Annotated in this window: 16 protein-coding genes; 10 read left to right on the top strand and 6 right to left on the bottom strand. The window is 62.1% G+C overall.

All coding sequences use genetic code 11. From position 1 onward, the window contains the following. Position 1 precedes the first annotated feature (1 nt). The 4 genes from B2828_RS05355 (at position 2) to B2828_RS05340 (ending at position 5,649) form a co-directional block, all read left to right on the top strand. Positions 2-736, top strand: a complete 735-nt coding sequence (locus B2828_RS05355; protein ID WP_479632667.1) for an ABC transporter permease — start codon at positions 2-4, stop codon at positions 734-736. Positions 737-754: 18 nt separating this feature from the next. After that, positions 755-2,641: a GldG family protein gene (locus B2828_RS05350; protein WP_479632666.1), complete on the top strand. Its 1,887-nt coding sequence runs from the start codon at positions 755-757 to the stop codon at positions 2,639-2,641. Continuing rightward, a complete protein-coding gene (locus B2828_RS05345) occupies positions 2,638-3,810 on the top strand; it encodes a DUF4340 domain-containing protein (RefSeq protein WP_479632665.1) in 1,173 nt (390 codons plus the stop codon). The genes B2828_RS05350 and B2828_RS05345 overlap by 4 nt, the downstream gene beginning before the upstream one ends. A 168-nt stretch (positions 3,811-3,978) precedes the next feature. Beyond that, the gene (locus B2828_RS05340; RefSeq protein WP_479632664.1) at positions 3,979-5,649 is read left to right on the top strand and encodes a glycosyltransferase family 39 protein; all 1,671 of its coding nucleotides are present in this window, start codon (positions 3,979-3,981) and stop codon (positions 5,647-5,649) included. Between the two features lie 28 nt (positions 5,650-5,677). On the opposite strand, the gene aroB is transcribed toward B2828_RS05340, so the two are convergent. Together aroB and B2828_RS05330 are read right to left on the bottom strand one after the other, a co-directional pair. After that, complete coding sequence (aroB, locus tag B2828_RS05335) at positions 5,678-6,775, bottom strand: 3-dehydroquinate synthase (protein WP_479632663.1); 1,098 nt, start codon at positions 6,773-6,775, stop codon at positions 5,678-5,680. A 24-nt stretch (positions 6,776-6,799) separates the two neighbouring features. Continuing rightward, a complete protein-coding gene (locus tag B2828_RS05330; RefSeq protein WP_479632662.1) occupies positions 6,800-7,345 on the bottom strand; it encodes a thioredoxin family protein in 546 nt (181 codons plus the stop codon). A 96-nt stretch (positions 7,346-7,441) separates the two neighbouring features. On the opposite strand from B2828_RS05330, the gene purU reads away from it, so the two are divergent. Further along, the gene (gene purU / locus B2828_RS05325; RefSeq protein ID WP_479632661.1) at positions 7,442-8,296 is read left to right on the top strand and encodes a formyltetrahydrofolate deformylase; all 855 of its coding nucleotides are present in this window, start codon (positions 7,442-7,444) and stop codon (positions 8,294-8,296) included. Here the strand turns inward: purU and B2828_RS05320 are convergent. Beyond that, the gene (locus B2828_RS05320; RefSeq protein ID WP_479632660.1) at positions 8,293-9,087 is read right to left on the bottom strand and encodes a UDP-2,3-diacylglucosamine diphosphatase; all 795 of its coding nucleotides are present in this window, start codon (positions 9,085-9,087) and stop codon (positions 8,293-8,295) included. The genes purU and B2828_RS05320 overlap by 4 nt on opposite strands. A 168-nt stretch (positions 9,088-9,255) precedes the next feature. On the opposite strand from B2828_RS05320, the gene B2828_RS05315 reads away from it, so the two are divergent. From B2828_RS05315 to B2828_RS05305, 3 genes are all read left to right on the top strand, one after another. Then, the gene (locus B2828_RS05315) at positions 9,256-9,387 is read left to right on the top strand and encodes a hypothetical protein (RefSeq protein ID WP_479632659.1); all 132 of its coding nucleotides are present in this window, start codon (positions 9,256-9,258) and stop codon (positions 9,385-9,387) included. 76 nt (positions 9,388-9,463) lie between these two features. Next, a complete protein-coding gene (locus B2828_RS05310) occupies positions 9,464-9,859 on the top strand; it encodes a hypothetical protein (protein ID WP_479632658.1) in 396 nt (131 codons plus the stop codon). An 88-nt stretch (positions 9,860-9,947) separates the two neighbouring features. After that, positions 9,948-10,835: a bile acid:sodium symporter family protein gene (locus B2828_RS05305; protein ID WP_479632657.1), complete on the top strand. Its 888-nt coding sequence runs from the start codon at positions 9,948-9,950 to the stop codon at positions 10,833-10,835. Between the two features lie 45 nt (positions 10,836-10,880). On the opposite strand, the gene B2828_RS05300 is transcribed toward B2828_RS05305, so the two are convergent. Beyond that, positions 10,881-11,567 carry a type 1 glutamine amidotransferase gene (locus tag B2828_RS05300; protein ID WP_479632656.1) on the bottom strand — a complete coding sequence of 229 codons (687 nt, stop codon included), beginning with the start codon at positions 11,565-11,567 and terminating at the stop codon, positions 10,881-10,883. Positions 11,568-11,693: 126 nt separating this feature from the next. Between B2828_RS05300 and B2828_RS05295 the strand changes: the two genes are divergently transcribed. Then, positions 11,694-11,927: a hypothetical protein gene (locus tag B2828_RS05295; RefSeq protein WP_479632655.1), complete on the top strand. Its 234-nt coding sequence runs from the start codon at positions 11,694-11,696 to the stop codon at positions 11,925-11,927. 728 nt (positions 11,928-12,655) lie between these two features. On the opposite strand, the gene B2828_RS05290 is transcribed toward B2828_RS05295, so the two are convergent. Then, positions 12,656-13,000, bottom strand: coding sequence for a DUF190 domain-containing protein (locus B2828_RS05290; RefSeq protein WP_479632654.1), 345 nt, complete (start codon positions 12,998-13,000; stop codon positions 12,656-12,658). A 5-nt stretch (positions 13,001-13,005) separates the two neighbouring features. Further along, positions 13,006-13,395: a fluoride efflux transporter CrcB gene (crcB, locus tag B2828_RS05285; protein WP_479632653.1), complete on the bottom strand. Its 390-nt coding sequence runs from the start codon at positions 13,393-13,395 to the stop codon at positions 13,006-13,008. 114 nt (positions 13,396-13,509) lie between these two features. Between crcB and dnaG the strand changes: the two genes are divergently transcribed. Continuing rightward, positions 13,510-15,312, top strand: coding sequence for a DNA primase (gene dnaG, locus B2828_RS05280; protein WP_479632652.1), 1,803 nt, complete (start codon positions 13,510-13,512; stop codon positions 15,310-15,312). Positions 15,313-15,470 lie beyond the last annotated feature (158 nt).

Raw genomic sequence — 15,470 nt, 5'->3', positions numbered from 1 at the left:
TATGAGCGCCATTTTCACCATCGCCAAACGCGAGCTGGGCGGGTTTTTTAATTCGCCGGTCGCGTATGTTTTCCTCGTCATTTTCCTGCTCCTCTCGGGCTTCATGACGTTTATGATCAGCAACTGGTTCGGCATGGGGCAGGCCAATCTTGCGGGCTTCCTGGTATGGCACCCGTGGCTCTATCTCTTCCTGGTCCCGGCCGTCGGGATGCGGATGTGGAGCGAGGAGCGCCGCCTGGGGACGATCGAGCTGCTGCTCACCCTGCCGGTGACGCCGTGGCAGGCGATCGCGGGCAAGTTCCTGGCCGCGTGGGCCGTGCTGGGCATCGCGCTGCTGTTGACGTTCCCGATGATCGTCACGGTCAACGCGCTAGGGCATCCGGATAACGGCATTATTGTCGCCGGGTACCTGGGCAGTTTCCTGCTGGCGGGCGCTTACCTGGCGGTGACGTCGATGACCTCGGCGCTCACGCGCAATCAGGTCGTCAGCTTCATCATTTCAGTGGTCGTCTGCCTGTTCCTGATCCTGGCCGGGTTCCCGCCGATCACGGACTTGCTCGTGCGCTGGGCCAGCCCAGGCGTGGTCGAGACGGTGGCCTCCTTTAGCGTCATGACCCACTTTGTGGGTCTTCAAAAAGGCGTTGTTGATTCGCGCGATCTGCTCTATTTCGCTTCGATCATCGGCTTCAGCCTCTTTTCCACCAGTGTGATCCTCCGCGCGCATCGCGCCGGTTAATACGCTTATTTCCCGAACATGAAGAAATCTCTTTGTACGCTCTTTTATTCCACGCTGGGCGTGGTGGCGGTGCTGGCGATCCTGCTTGCCGTCAATTTCCTGGCGGGCCGGGTGCCCAAGCGGCTCGACCTCACGGCGGAGAAAGCCTACACGCTTTCCGCCGGGACTCGCGCCATTCTCGCCAAGCTCGATACGCCCGTTCGCGTGCGCTTCTACTGCACGCGCAATGAAAACATGCCGCCGCAGCTCAAGATCTACGCGCAGCAGGTCGAGGATCTCCTCAACGAATATCACCAGGCCTCCAAGGGGCTCGTGCGGATCGAGAAACTCGACCCCGAACCCGATTCGGACGCCGAGGATTCCGCCAAGCTCGACGGCATCGACCCGCAGCCGCTCTCCAACGGAGAGAGCCTCTACCTGGGCCTCTCGGTGAGCCTACTCGACCAGAAGGAAACGCTCTCCTTCCTTTCGCCCGACCGCGAACGGATGATGGAGTATGATCTCTCCCGCGCCATTTCCCGCGTGGCGAATCCCGAGAAGCCGGTGATCGGCATCCTGAGCTCGCTGCCGATGGAGGGCCGCCAGGTGCCGCCGATGCTCATGCAGATGGGCCAGCGCGGGCAGGAACCGTGGACGCTCTACACGGAGCTGAAACGCGACTACACGGTGAAGCAGATCGAGCCCGCGGCGACGAGCATTCCGGACGATGTCAAGGTGCTCTTAGTTATCCATCCGCGCACGGTTAGCGACGCCACCTCCTACGCTATCGATCAGTTCGTGCTGCGCGGGGGAAAATTGATCGCCTTCCTCGATCCGAGCGCCGTGCTCGAAGGGCGCGGCATGATGGGCGGGGGCCCCGGAGGCTCCAACCTGGAGAAACTCCTCAAGGCTTGGGGCATCAAGTTCAACGATCAGCAGACCGTCGTGGATGTAAAATACCTGGGCCGGACTTCCCGGGGCCGCGCGCCGGGCGTGCTCTCCCTGAGCGACGAAGCTTTTGCCAAGGACGATTTGGTGACGGCCAGCACGTCGGATCTCTTCATGGCGTTTGCCGGGGTGTTTACCGGAACGCCGGTCGAAGGGCTTAAGGAAACGGTGCTCGTCAAGTCCTCCAAAGACGCGGAGCTGACCGAACCGATGACTGCGCAGATGTCGCCGCAGGAGGTGATCCGCAACTTCGCTCCGACAAATACTGAGTATGCGCTGGCGATCCGGCTTTCCGGCAAGTTTAAGACGGCCTTCCCCGAAGGCGCGCCGAAGGCCGAGGCCGACAAGGACCAGAAAGCGGACGACAAGAAGGAGGCCAAGGCTGAGAAGCCCGCAGGGTTGAAGGAATCGGCCAAGGATAACACGGTCATCCTCGTGGGCGATACGGACATGCTGCAAGACGCCCTCGCGGTCGTCGAGCAAGCGAACCCGTTCAGCGGCGGGAAGGTCGTGGTACCGGCCAACGGCAACCTGGCTTTCGCGGAAAACGCCATCGAGCAGCTTTCCGGCGACCAGAACCTCATCACGCTCCGCAGCCGGGCCAGCCGGGAGCGGCCCTTCACGGTGGTGCAGCAGATGCAGGCGGCGGCGGAAGCCAGCTACCAGGACAAGATCCGGGAGCTGGAATCGAGCCTGATGGAAACACAGAGCAAGCTCTCCGAGCTGCAATCGCGCCGCTCCGGCGACAAGGGAGCCCAGCGCTTCATTCTCTCGCCCGAGCAGCAGGCCGAGCTGGAGAATTTCCGCAAAAAGGAAGCCAGCGTGAAAAAGGAGCTCAAGGCGCTGCGCCGCAACCTGCGGGCCAAGACCGACTCGCTTGAGAACCGCATCAAGTGGATGAACATCGCGCTCATGCCAGCGGCCGTGACGTTCGCCGGGCTGAGTCTCGCTCTTATCAAACGGAAATCCGCAAAATGAACCGTAAACAATTCTTCTATCTTCTCGCAGTATTGCTCGTTATCGGCGGGGCCAGCCTCGCCGTGCTCTTCCAGCGTTCCTCGTCCTGGACGGGGAAGGGGAAAGGCGACGGGCGGGTTTTAGGCAAGTTCGACCTTAACGAAGTGACCAGCGTGGTGATCCGCGACGCCGCTTCATCGCTGACGCTCGCCAAAAAGAACGACGCGTGGGTGGTGCGCGAACGGGATGATTACCCGGCGGATTTCGCCCGCGTTGGGGGCTTCATCCAGGGGCTCTGGCAGCTCAAGCCGGTGCAGGAAGTGGAGGCTGGGCCCTCGCAGTTGCCCCGGCTCGACCTCTTAACGCCCGCCAAAGGCGAGGCCCACTCGGCGACGCTGGTGGAGCTGCAAGGCAAGGACTCCAAGCCGCTGGCCGCGCTGCTGGTGGGCAAGAAGTTCCTGAAAAAGTCGCCGGGGTTCCCGGATGAGGAGGGGATCGTGGCGGGCCGCTACGTGCTGCCGGTGGGCAAGAGCGGCGTTTCGCTGGTTTCCGAGCGGTTTGACCAGGCCGAGGTGAAACCGGCGGCGTGGCTGGACAAGACGTTCCTCCGAATCGACCGCATCCAATCCGTGACGGTCGCCAGCGGCGGGGCGGTGCTAAAATTCCTGCGCGATAGCGACACGGCGGGCGAATGGAAGCTCGACGGGCTCAAGCCGGAGGAGAAGCTCGACCCAGCTAAGCTGCCGGCGTTCGTTTCGCTGTTCAACGCCCCGACCTTCGCCGATGTGAAAGCGGCCAACGCCTCGCGCAATGGGTTCAACTCGACGGCCACGGTGACGACCTTTGACGGCTTCACCTACGTGCTGAACTTTGGCCCCGCCGAGGGGGAAAACGTGCCTCTGGCCATCGCCGTGAGTGCTCAGTTCCCCAAGGAGCGCACGCCGGGCAAGGACGAAAAGCCGGAGGATAAGAAGCGCCTCGATGATGAATTCGCCGCAAAGACGAAGAAACTCGGGGAGGACCTCGCCAAGGCCAAGCAGACCGAGGCGCGGGTCTACCTTGTGAGCAAGGCGACGTATGAGCCGCTATGGAAGCCACGCGAGGAGTTCCTGCAAAAAGCCCAGCCCTCGCCCTCGCCCTCGCCCTCGCCGGAAGCGGCTTCGGTGCCGCCGGTGCCCGTCAGTAAATAAGAAATGGATACCCAAACCGGCCCGAGGTTATTTCCGGGCCGGTTTTTTTTGCTAACACATTTGGTGATGTTATGATCTATTACGTCCGGGTGCGGAGTCTGATGCGATTCTTCATACCCCGCTATGTATCAATCGGACGTTCTTGCCGCCACTGCGACACCCCCATACATGAAGCACTTCCGCCGCCTGGGGGGAAAGTGGGCGCTTTTTCTTGCCTTGGTCGTGATGGTTGCCGCGCGGATTTATTGCGCGTCGGTTTACCGCGTCGATTCCGACGAGCCGCAGCACCTCCACGTGGTCTGGGGAATCACCCAGGGAATGGTGCAATACCGCGACTTATTCGATAATCACAGCCCGCTTTTCGCGCTCCTTAACGCGCCACTCTTTAGTCTGGTGGGCGAACGGGCCGATATCGTGACGGTGATGCGCTTGGGAATGATTCCGTTGTATTTCGGAGTATTGGCGTGCGTTTACCTAATCGGCGCGCGGCTGTTCTCGCCTCAGGTGGGGGCGTGGACGACGGCGGCGACGGCGCTTTACCCGCGCTTTTTCTGCACGAGCCTGGAATTTCGTCCCGATAATCTCTGGGCGCTCTGCTGGCTGGCGGCGCTGGCCGCGCTGGTCTGCCTGCGAAAGCCGGGCTGGCGCTTCGGGCTTGGCGGGCTGCTTCTGGGGACGGCGTTTTCGGTCTCGATGAAAACGACGGTGATGGCGCTCGATCTCTTTCTCGCCGCGGGTCTGGCCTGGGGTTTGGCCGGAGCGCCCCGGGTGCCGGAGTTTGGGAAAAAGGTCGCAAGCTTTGCCGCGGGGCTCGCGGTCGTCCCCGCCTGCCTGCTGGCGTGGTTCGCGAGCCAGTGGGCGCTGCCGAGCCTGGGGTATTGCCTCATCCGGCATAATCTCATTGCCGCCTCCGAGCGGGGGGCGCTTATTGATCTTCGAGGGGCGGCGAGCCTCGCCATTTTCATCGCGGTGATCGTCTGGAGCCGCCGAATGCTGGCGGAACGGTCCCCGGGAGCGGGGCGGCGGGCCTTCATAGCGCTGGTCGGGGGGGCTTATCCCGTACTACTTTTCGTGGTCTGGCCGCTGGTGACGCGTGAGGATTTCCTGGCGTTTGTGCCCGTGGCTGTGCTGGTGATCGTCCCGGCGCTGCTAACGTGGCTGGGGAAGCGGCGGCACCTGGCGGTCAACGTGGCGCTGGCGGCCTCGCTCGTGGGATTGCTGGCGCTCGATGTTCAGGCGCTGGCGCCGTGGGAGGGCCGCTCGCGGTTTCACGAGGCGTTCGTGGCCGGGGCGCTCAAGCTGACCAACCCGGGCGAAGAAGTGATGGACACCAAGGGCGAGATGATCTACCGCAACCGGCCCTTCTACTTCGCCCTGGAGGAGATGACGCGCTGGAAGTTCAACCGCAACCTGCTCGACGACGATATTCCCGAGCGGATGATCGCGCACGGCGTTTGCGTGGCCACGGATAACTACGGGCGCTATCCCCAGAGGACGTGCCAGTTTCTCAAACACCATTTTACCCCCGTTGCCTACCGGACGCTGGTGGCGGGGCGGGTGCTGCACCCGACGGAGGCGTTGACCTATTTTGACATCGCCATTCCTGCCCGGTACGCGGTGATTTCTAAATCAGGCGAGCCGGTCGAGGTGGACGGCAAGACGTGTTCGGAGTTCGTGGCGCTGGCCCCCGGGCGGCATTCGCTCGGCACGGTCCCCAGATCGGGCCCGGTCGCCGTGGTATGGGCGCAAGCCGTGGAGCGGGGCTTTAACCCGTTCTACCAGCCCTCGCCCGACGAACGCGCCGAAGCCCTTCGCTCGCGCTTGGGGAATATTCTCTAGCGGTCCTGCGGTCGCCCTGGCAGCGTCCCTACCGTAAGGCTTCGATGGCGGCGCGGATTTCCTCGAAGGTCACGTCTTTGGAGACAAACGCCTCGCCAAGCTTCGGGCAGAGGACAAAGCGGACCTGCCCCTGGGCAAATTTCTTGTCCTTTCGCAGCGCGTCGACCAAGGCGGAAGTGGGGAGATCGGGCGGCAGGGTGAGCGGCAGGCGGTAGTGAGCCAGCGCGGAGAGAATTGTTTGGTTTTCCTCTGGGGTGAGCCCGGCCTTGGCGACGGAGAGCTGCCCCGCGGCGACGAGCCCCAGGCTGACGGCCTCGCCGTGAAGAAAGCGCCCGTAGCCCGCGACGTTTTCGATGGCATGGCCGACGGTGTGGCCAAAGTTTAAGAGCGCCCGGAGGCCCTTGGTCTCGTGCTCGTCCTGGCAGACGATACCGGCTTTAATTTCCACGTTGCGCCGGATCACGCTCACCAGGGTGGCGGAGTCGTTTTGCAGGTTGGGGGAGGCGAGGGGGGCGAAAAGGTCGCGGTCGGCGATGGCGGCGTGTTTGATGATCTCGGCGACGCCTTCGTTGAATTCGCGCGGCGGCAGGCTCGCCAACGTCACGACGTCAACCAGTACGAACCGGGGCTGATGAAAGGCGCCAATCAGGTTTTTGCCTCCCTTGGCGTTCACGCCGGTCTTGCCGCCCACGGCGCTGTCGACCTGGGAAATTACGGTGGTCGGCACTTGGACGAACGGGATGCCCCGGTAGTAGATGGAGGCCACGAAGCCCGCCAGATCGCCCACGACGCCGCCGCCCAACGCCACGATCCAAGAGCTGCGGTCGAGCCCGGCAGCGATCATGGCATCGCACACGCGCTCCACCATGCTGAGTGCCTTGCTGGTCTCGCCCGCCGGGACGGTAATGAGCGTCGGCTCGTAGCCCGCCGCCTTCAGGCTGGCCATGGCGGGGCCGCTGTAGAGCGGGGCCACGTGGCTGTCGGTGATGACGGCGCAGCGTTTGCCGAGCTTTTCCAGACCGGGTTCGGCGGCGATTTTTTCGCCCAGTTGCGGGAGGATCGTTTCGCCAATGAGGACGTTGTAGGCGCGCTCGCCGAGCGGGACGGGGACGATGGTGGATTGCATGGGACCGAAGGTTCTAGCAGAAGTTTACGCTGTCTTCCACTTGATGTTGCAGCCGGTGCTGGGGATCTGGTTCGCCTCGACGGGGTGACCTCCTAGCACGGCGTCCAGCGCAGCCCGCAAGTCGCGGCCATCGGGCGTGCCGTGGCCGGGGCGGGTGGCGTCGAGCTGGCCCCGGTAGACAAGCTTGCGCTCGGCGTCGAAGAGGAAAAAGTCAGGGGTGCAGGCGGCGTCATAGGCGTGGGCGACGGCCTGGGTCTCGTCGTAGAGGATGGGGAAGCCAAGCCGCCGGGCTAGTTCGGAGGTTTTTGCGGGGGAATCCTGCGGGTATTCTGCAACATCATTCGAGGTGATGCCGACGAGGGGGATGACGGGGTAATCCTTGGCGATGCGGGCGAGCTCCGCCTGAACGTGGACCACGTAGGGGCAATGGTTGCAGAGGAAGATGACGAGTAGCGCGGGGAAGCCAGCGAAGTTCGCCAGGGTGAAGATCTCGCCGTTTTCGACGTTTGGGAGGGCAAAGTCGGGAGCTGGGCTCCCCAGGGGACGCATGGTGGAGGGTGTCAGTGACATAGCGCCCTATATTATACCTCCGCACAAGGCTGGGAGCGAAGCTTGAAAATGGTAGTAGCTTGCCGGATGGACCGTGGCAGGTTAGAAAGGAGTTTTATGCCGCAGACGCTTTTGAAGATTTCGTGTCCCGACCGGGTGGGGTTGCTTTCACGGCTGACCAGTTTCATCGCTTACCATGGCGGGAACCTGCTGGAGGTCAATCAGTTCACCGATGCCATCGGGAAGTGGTTTTTCGCGCGGCTGGCTATTGATTCCCAGAGCCTGGCGCTCGATCTCCCGGCGCTGAAAAAAGCGTTCACCCCGCTGGCGAGCGATCTGGAGGCCCGCTGGACGCTGCGCGAGAGCAAGCAGAAGGTGCGCGTGGTGATCCTGGTTTCCAAGCTCGACCACTGTTTGGTCGATCTGCTCTGGCGCTGGCGCTCGGGTGAGCTGCCGATCGAGATCCCGCTCGTTGTCTCCAACCATGAGGATCTGCGCCCGGTGGTGGAGCGCGAGGGGCTGAAATTTGTGTGCGTTCCGGTAACGCCGGAGACCAAGGAGGCGGCTTTCGCGCAAATGGAGGCGCTTTTCTGCGAGGCCGAGGCCGATCTGCTGGTGCTGGCCCGCTACATGCAGATTCTTCCCGCCGAGTTCTGCAAAGCCTGGCACGGGAAGGTGATCAATATTCACCACTCGTTCCTGCCCTCCTTCGCGGGGGCCAACCCGTATAAGCGGGCCTATGCGCGCGGGGTGAAGCTCATCGGGGCGACGTGCCACTACGCCACTGCCGAACTCGACGCCGGGCCGATCATCGACCAGGAGGTGATCCGCGTGGAGCACTTCCATACGCCGGACGATCTGCTGCGCCTGGGGCGTGATTGCGAGCGGATGGCTCTTTCGCGCGGGGTGCGCTACCACGTGGAGGACCGGGTGCTGATCAACGGCAACCGCTCGGTGGTGTTCCGGGATTAGGCCGCCTCGACTGCCGTGGAGCTCGCAGGCGGCTGCGCAGGGGCCTGGGCGTGGCGGTTGTCGACGTGGAGATTGGTGAGCAGCTCGATGCGGCCGTCAAAATCCTCGACCAGCGCCGAACAGCTCTCCACCCAGTCGCCGCAGTTGTAGTATTCCACTTCGTCGATTTTCCGGATCATGGGCGAGTGGATGTGCCCGCAAACGACGCCGTGGACGCCGTCGGCCTGGGCGTAGCGGATGACGGCTTTTTCAAATTCCCCGATGAACGAAACGGCGTTTTTCACGTTCCGCTTCACGGCCAGGGAGAGCGACCAGTAGCCGAGCCCCAGGTGCCGCCGGGCCCAGTTGACCGGGGCATTGAGCCGGAGCAGGGCTTGGTAGCCGAGGTCGCCCACGTAGGCCAGCCACTTGACGTTCTGCACCACGGTGTCGAGTTCGTGCCCGTGGAAAACCAGCAGGCGGCGGCCGTCGGCGGTCTCGTGGATGATGCTCGGGACGATCTCCACCGCGCCGTAGTTGCCGACGTAGCTGGTAATGAATTCGTCGTGATTGCCGGGAATGTAGACCACCCGGGCCCCCTTGCGCCCGGCGCGGAGCAGCTTTTGGATGACGTCGTTGTGCAGTTGGGGCCAGTAGATGCCCCGGCGAAGCGACCAGACGTCGATCAGGTCCCCGACGATGTAAAGGGTGTCAAACTCGTGATCCCTCAGAAACGCCATGACGGACTCGGCGGCACAATCTTTAGTGCCGAGGTGAAGGTCTGAAATCCACGCGGTGCGATAATGTTTCATGGGCCTCCATAGGTATCGCGCAGGGGTGTGACGGCCTCGTGACGCCGGGGTGACAATTCGGTGACAAGTTGTTCACTGGAGTGTCACCAGCGCGTCATGGGAATGCCATGGAAGCGAGCCTAGCATTATTTGACATCAAGCGAAAGCTGTTGAACCGTTTCTCTATTTATGATCGCGACTGAGAAGAGGAAGAACCGCAAGCGGACCATTGCCCAGATTCTTCGGGAAGCCTATGCCAGACATTGCCGGGACCGCGCCACGGTGATGGCGCTGCGCCAGCATCGGCGCAAGCATACTTAAGCCCCCCTTTTTTTAAGGCGCAACCGGAAGGCAAAGTTCCAGCCGTCCCGGGAGGAGGATGCGAATTGGGGAGTGCATGAAACTCATTAAATTCGTTGGCATCATGATGGTGGCTTCGGCCGGAACCCTCTGGGCGCAGGCCCCCCAGGAACCGCAGGCAACCGGCTCATCGTGTTGTCCCATGCTAGGCCGTGGGGGAAACATGATGGAGTGGCATCAGAAGGCGGTGGAGAAGTTCAAGGCACAAAATGCCGAGCTTGACCACTTGGTTAAGGCCATGAATGCAGCCAAGGGACCGGCAAAGATCGACGCCATGGAGGCGGTGATCAATAAGGCCATGGAACAGCGCAAGACCTGGCTGGCTGACATGGAGGAGCACCAGCAGAAGATGATGGAGTGGATGAAGAAACACCCGATGCAGGGTGGCACGGGGCCGGGTTCCTCTCCGGCGGCTCCGGCAGCGAAGCCTTAACCTTGGGCTATGTCCACCGGGCGGCCAAACCTTGCCGCCCGGTTTTTTGCTTTCTATCGGGGGCGATCCGTGAGTTGCTGGGGGCATAATGAGTCAGAGTTTGCAGCGCACGGCCACCCTAATGGGGGCCATTTTTCTCGGGTTGGCCGTTCCTTCCGCCCATTTTCTCTATTTCCTGGTGCCCTATTTCATCATGGGGATGCTCTGGATAGCTTTCCTTGATATCCGCCCGGTGGGGTTTCGCCGCGAGCACCTGCTGCTCCTGGCTCTGAACTGGGCGGTGGGCCTGGCTGCCTGGCGCCTGCTTCTCCCGTTCAACCGCGAGCTGGCTTTTGCGGCGCTGCTCATCGGGCTGACCCCGACGGCGACGGCCTCTCCGGTGATCACCGGGATGCTCGGGGGCCGGGTGGAGTTCGTGGCCGGTTCGGTGCTGGTGACCAATGTTGCGGCCGGGGTGCTTTTTCCCCTGGCGCTGCCGTGGCTGTTGGGGGCAAATTTCTCGATTGAGACCGCGCCTTTTCTCAAGCAGACGGTGCTCGTCATCCTGGTGCCGCTGCTGCTGGCCCAGGCGTTCCGCTGGGGGGCTCCGGATCTTACCCGCCGCCTGTTGCGTTACCGGAAGGCCTCGTTTTACCTCTGGGTGAGCGTGCTCTTTGTCCTGACCTCCAACGCGGGGCAGTTCCTCCGCACCCAGTGGAACGGCAACTGGATGCAGCTTGCTGAGCTGGCGGCGCTCTCCATTCTGCTTTGCACCGTTAATTTCGCCCTGGGGTGGAAGATGGGCGGGGTGAGCGGTATTTCCCGGGAGCTAAGCCAGAGCCTTGGCCAGAAGAACACGGTGCTGACCATCTGGATCGCGCTGACGTATGTGAGCCCACTTGTCGCCCTGGGGCCGACGTTCTACATCATCTGGCACAATACCTACAACGCCTGGCAGCTTGCCCGCTGCCCGGTTGAGGGCGCGGACGCTGCCTGACCGCCCCCCAAAACCGGGCTGGCCGGGGCAGGGGAGTAGGGGGAATCAGGTGGCCTCGATGGCGTCGAGGAGCGACTCCAGCGCGGCATGGATCGCCGGAAAGTAGCGCGAAGCCGATTGGATGATGGCTGTGCTGGTCTGGATGTATTTGCCTTTGCCCAGGTCGCCCTCCGCTTGCACGAAATCCTTCACATCCGAGGCCTCCACCTCCGGGTGAAATTGCAGCCCGACGATGCGCGTTCCAAAAGCATAAGCCTGGTTGCGGCAGGCAGCGCTGGAGGCGACATGGACCGCTCCGGGCGGGATGGTGAAGGTGTCGCCATGCCAGTGCAGCGGCGTTAATTCGGCCGGAAAACCGGCAAAGGCAGGGGCGGCGTTCGGGTCGACCTGGATCGGGAACCAGCCGATTTCGACCTCCGGATTCTGAGCCACCTTGCCGCCGAGTACGTCGGCGATCAGCTGCGAGCCGAGGCAAATGCCCAGGAGGCGTTTCTTTTGCGCGATGGCCTGCGCGATGGCCTCTTTTTCTGGGACCAGCCAGGGGTGGTTGCGGTGCTCGTAGATGTTCATCGGCCCGCCCATGACGATCAACCAGTCCACATCGTCCAGGGAAGGCGGCAATTCTCCGCGGTAAAAATGCGTGGCGCTCAGAGTGTGCCCCTTGCGCTGAGCCCAGGCGGCGATCGCGCCAAGGCCCTCGCTCGGCGCATGATGAAACGAGTGAATGTGCATGACGCTCGAGGAATAGAGCAGTTTCGGGAGATTTTTGCCAGCAAAGAGGAAGTCTTTTTCCCCGGGCGCTCCCGGAGGGGCCCGGCATGCGCCCGTACAGAGCGAGCCGGGCGAAGTTGTGGGCGTATGAAATGCGAAGTCTGCGGTAACGATTACGACAGGACGCTCGATATCGCCATCGAAGGGGGTGCAGTGCATCACTTCGACAGCTTCGAGTGCGCCATTCACGCCTTGGCCCCGGAATGCGGCCACTGCGGGTGCCGAGTCATCGGCCACGGAGTGCAGGCCGGGGACGAAGTGTACTGTTGTGCCCACTGCGCGGAACACGCCGGGGTCATGGGGATCCACGACCGGATCTAACCGAGTTAGTTCGCGGGGCGAACGATCTTGCCCATAGTGCTTCGCTCCGCGAACTATCGGCCCGCAAAGTCCCACCAAAGACCGCAGAAATCTCCTCATTCAGCCGACCCGCAAAAGCCTACGTTTGTCAATTTAACATAACATATATTGTATGATGTTGTTGATATGTGATTGTGGGAGGGGTGGTTGCCTGGGTGTTAATAAGTTGTGGAATAAATTGACGCTCCCCTTTGGAGGCTGGTTTTCGTCGGAGTTGTTCATGGGTGGCTTTTGGGCCTTGTGAGTAACTTGCGGATAATGGCCGGTTCACACGGACCGCGACCCGACCGTTCTCCGTGCCGGTTGATTGTCGCGCCGCAGATGCCGCTATGCGCCGTTTTGGGATCACGCCCGCTATCTTCTCCTTAAGCTTACGCTTGGAGCTCCCCTCAGCACCCCTGCCGCACGGTCCCCGCCGAGCCTCAAACCCACCCTCCAACCCCCGGGATATCCGCCCGGGAATAACTTTCAGAGGCCTGTGAATGGGTAGTTTGCCCTGCGAAGCATCCGACGCAAGAAATCAAGAATTCTCCTCTGTGGGTGTATGTAAGTCCCCTATTCCATAATGCCATTTTTCACCCAAAATCGGTGTATGACACCCCGGACATTGAACGTGATAGCCGGTTCAGGTAGTTCGTGGTGCGAAGCTTTTTACGCCAGGTAGTTCGCAGAGCGAAGGATCGACCTTTTTAGGCCTCGCTGCTGGAGCGGTAATGCAGCACCTGGATGGGCTCCAGGGTGGCGATTCCGCCCTTGAGGTATTGGTCCAGGATCGGGAGAAACGACTCGATCTTTTCCTTGCTGTCGATGATCTCGATCACGATCGGCAGGTCCATGGAGAGCCGCAATATCTTGGCCGTGTGCACCCGGCTGGAGGCTCCGAAGCCGAGCGATCCCCGCAATACCGTAGCTCCGGCGAGGTGGAGTTCCCTCGCCTTCATAACGAGCTCCTCATACAGGGGCCGGTGGCCAGCCCGGTCGCTTTCGCCGATGAAGATGCGCAGGAGCATCGATTCCTGAGGAAGTGGATCCATGGGGTTTAGGAGCGGTTAATGGTGAGTGCCAGGACGTGCCCCAGCCAAACTGCCGCGAAACAGAGGGCGACCGAGAGCACCGTGTTGGCTCCCGCCGCCAGCCATTCCCCGTTGCGGGCCAGGGTGAGCGTTTGCAGGCTGAAGGATGAAAAGGTGGTGTAGCCGCCGCAGATGCCGAGCATGACGAACTCCCGGAGCGTGGGGCTGACCATAAAACGGCCCTCCGGAGCGGTCAGGGTGGAAAAAAAGCCGATCACCAGGCAGCCGCTGATATTGACGAGCAGCGTGCCGAGCGGAAAGGTCGTCCCGGCTCGCTCCGCAACGAACCCGGAGAGCCAGAAGCGGCCCAGGGTCCCCAGGGCCCCGCCAAGGGCTATGGAAAGGTATTGGAGCATAAAGGGCGCTCTTTTATATAAGGCGCACCCTGATCATGGCCCCAAAGGCCGTCCCGGGGCAATTCCGAATGTTGATGTTTTCCCCGACGCCCCCTAAGGTGAGGGCTTCCCTCTATGATTCCCGAACACCTCATCGAACAAATCGCCCAGGCGAATGACATCGTTGACGTGATTTCAGGCTATTTCCCGCTCAAGCGTGCCGGATCGGCCTACAAGGCCCGCTGCCCCTTTCACCAGGAGAAAACGCCCTCTTTCAACGTCAATCCCGCCCGGCAGACCTTCAAGTGCTTCGGGTGCGGCGCGGGCGGCGGGGTGATCAAATTTGTCCAGCTTTACGAGAACCTGACGTTTCCTGAAGCCGTCAAACGCCTCGGAGCCCGGGCCGGAATCCGTGTGGAAGATGAACCGCTTTCTACGGAAGAACTCGCGGAACAGTCTCTGCGAACGCGACTTCTGTCACTTCACGCCGCCACGGCTGAGTGGTTTCACAAGCAGCTCCTGCGCAGCCAGTCCGCGCAGCATGCCCGGGATTACCTCAAAGGGCGCGGGCTCAATTCCGGAGTGGCCAAGGACTGGAACCTCGGTTATTCGCCCGACGCCTGGGACGCCTTCACCCGCTGGGCGCGCGCCAACGGCTACCGCGACGACGAACTGATCGCCAGCGGGCTTGTCACCTTTAAGAAAGACGACCAGGAGCGCCGGATCGGGGATCTCTACGACCGCTTCCGCGACCGCCTGATGTTCCCGATCTGCGACGACATCGGCCAGGTGATCGCCTTTAGCGGCCGCGTCTTGAGCGCCGAGGCCTTTGGCGGCAAGTACGTCAATTCGCCCGAAACGCCCATCTTTATTAAAGGCAAGGTGCTCTTCGGCCTTCACAAAACGAAACGGGCGCTCATCGACAAGAAAACCGCCATCGTGCTGGAGGGGCAGATCGACCTCATCACCGCCTTCGAGGCCGGAGTAACCAATGTGACCGCCGCCCAGGGCACCGCGTTCACCGCCCGGCACGCCCGGGTCCTCAAGCGCTACGTGGACGACGTTGTTCTCTGTTTTGACGCCGACGCGGCGGGAATGAAAGCGGCGGAAAAATCGCTACCGCCGCTGCTGGAGGCCGGGCTGTCCGTTCGCGTGGCTGAGATGCCCGGCGGGCACGACCCGGATTCGCTCATCCGCGCAGAGGGGCCCGAGGCCTTTGCCAGCCGCATCGACGGCGCCCGGGATTTCTTCGATTACAAGCTGGAGCGCGGCGCGGCCAGCCCGGAATTCGCCACGCCCCGAGGCCGGACCAATTTTGCCCGGCAGATGGCCGCCAGCGTTTCGCTCGTGGCCGACCCGGTGCTGCGCGACGCCATCGTCCATAACGTTGCCAGCCGCCTCGAAATGTCGCCCGAGTCCTTCCTGGCCCTGGTCAAAGAAGCGCCCGCCCGGTATGCTGAACCCTCCGGCGACGCATCCGAACCCGAACAGCCGCCCGCTCCCGAGCCCGTGGCGCTCTCCAATACCACGCGCCTTCTTTGCATCCTTGCCCTGACCTCCCCGGAGGGCCGGGGGTGGCTCCTGGAGCAACCCTGGGAGGCGCTCCTCGCGGAACTGCCCGAGGCCGAGCTGCTCGTCCTGCTCCTGAAGGCGAACCTCAACCCCGCTGAACCCGCCGCCGTCTCCGCCTGGCTTTCCACGCTCAACACCGGCGAGCAAGCCGCCCTCGCGGGGCTGCTGGAAGTACGTTCCCTTCCGGAAGACCCGCTCCGGGTCGCCTCGGACTGCTGGCGCGACCTGGAACGCCGCACCCTGGAGCAAAAACGCGAAGCTGCCACCGCCCGCCTGCATCAAAGCGGGCTCGATCCCGAGGAAACCGTGCGTTTGCAAAGAGAAGTTCTGGAAATTCAGCGCCAGCTCGCCACCTTAAGAGCCTGACGGCATGAAAAACGCTTCATCTATTCTCCTCCTGGCAAACTGATAAAAATCTTGCGTTTCGAAAACAATCCCTTGACCTCCTTTAAACCCTTACTCATATTACCGGGCCTTTGTCGGCTCCCCCTAAATTGTATTTTGGGCGGCTTGAACACAAAGGT

The organism is Spartobacteria bacterium UBA695, assembly GCA_002298145.1.
GTDB lineage: Bacteria > Verrucomicrobiota > Verrucomicrobiia > Chthoniobacterales > Chthoniobacteraceae > UBA695.
The sequence above is the reverse complement of the archived record's forward strand: the minus strand, read 5'-3'. Positions and strand labels throughout refer to the sequence as shown.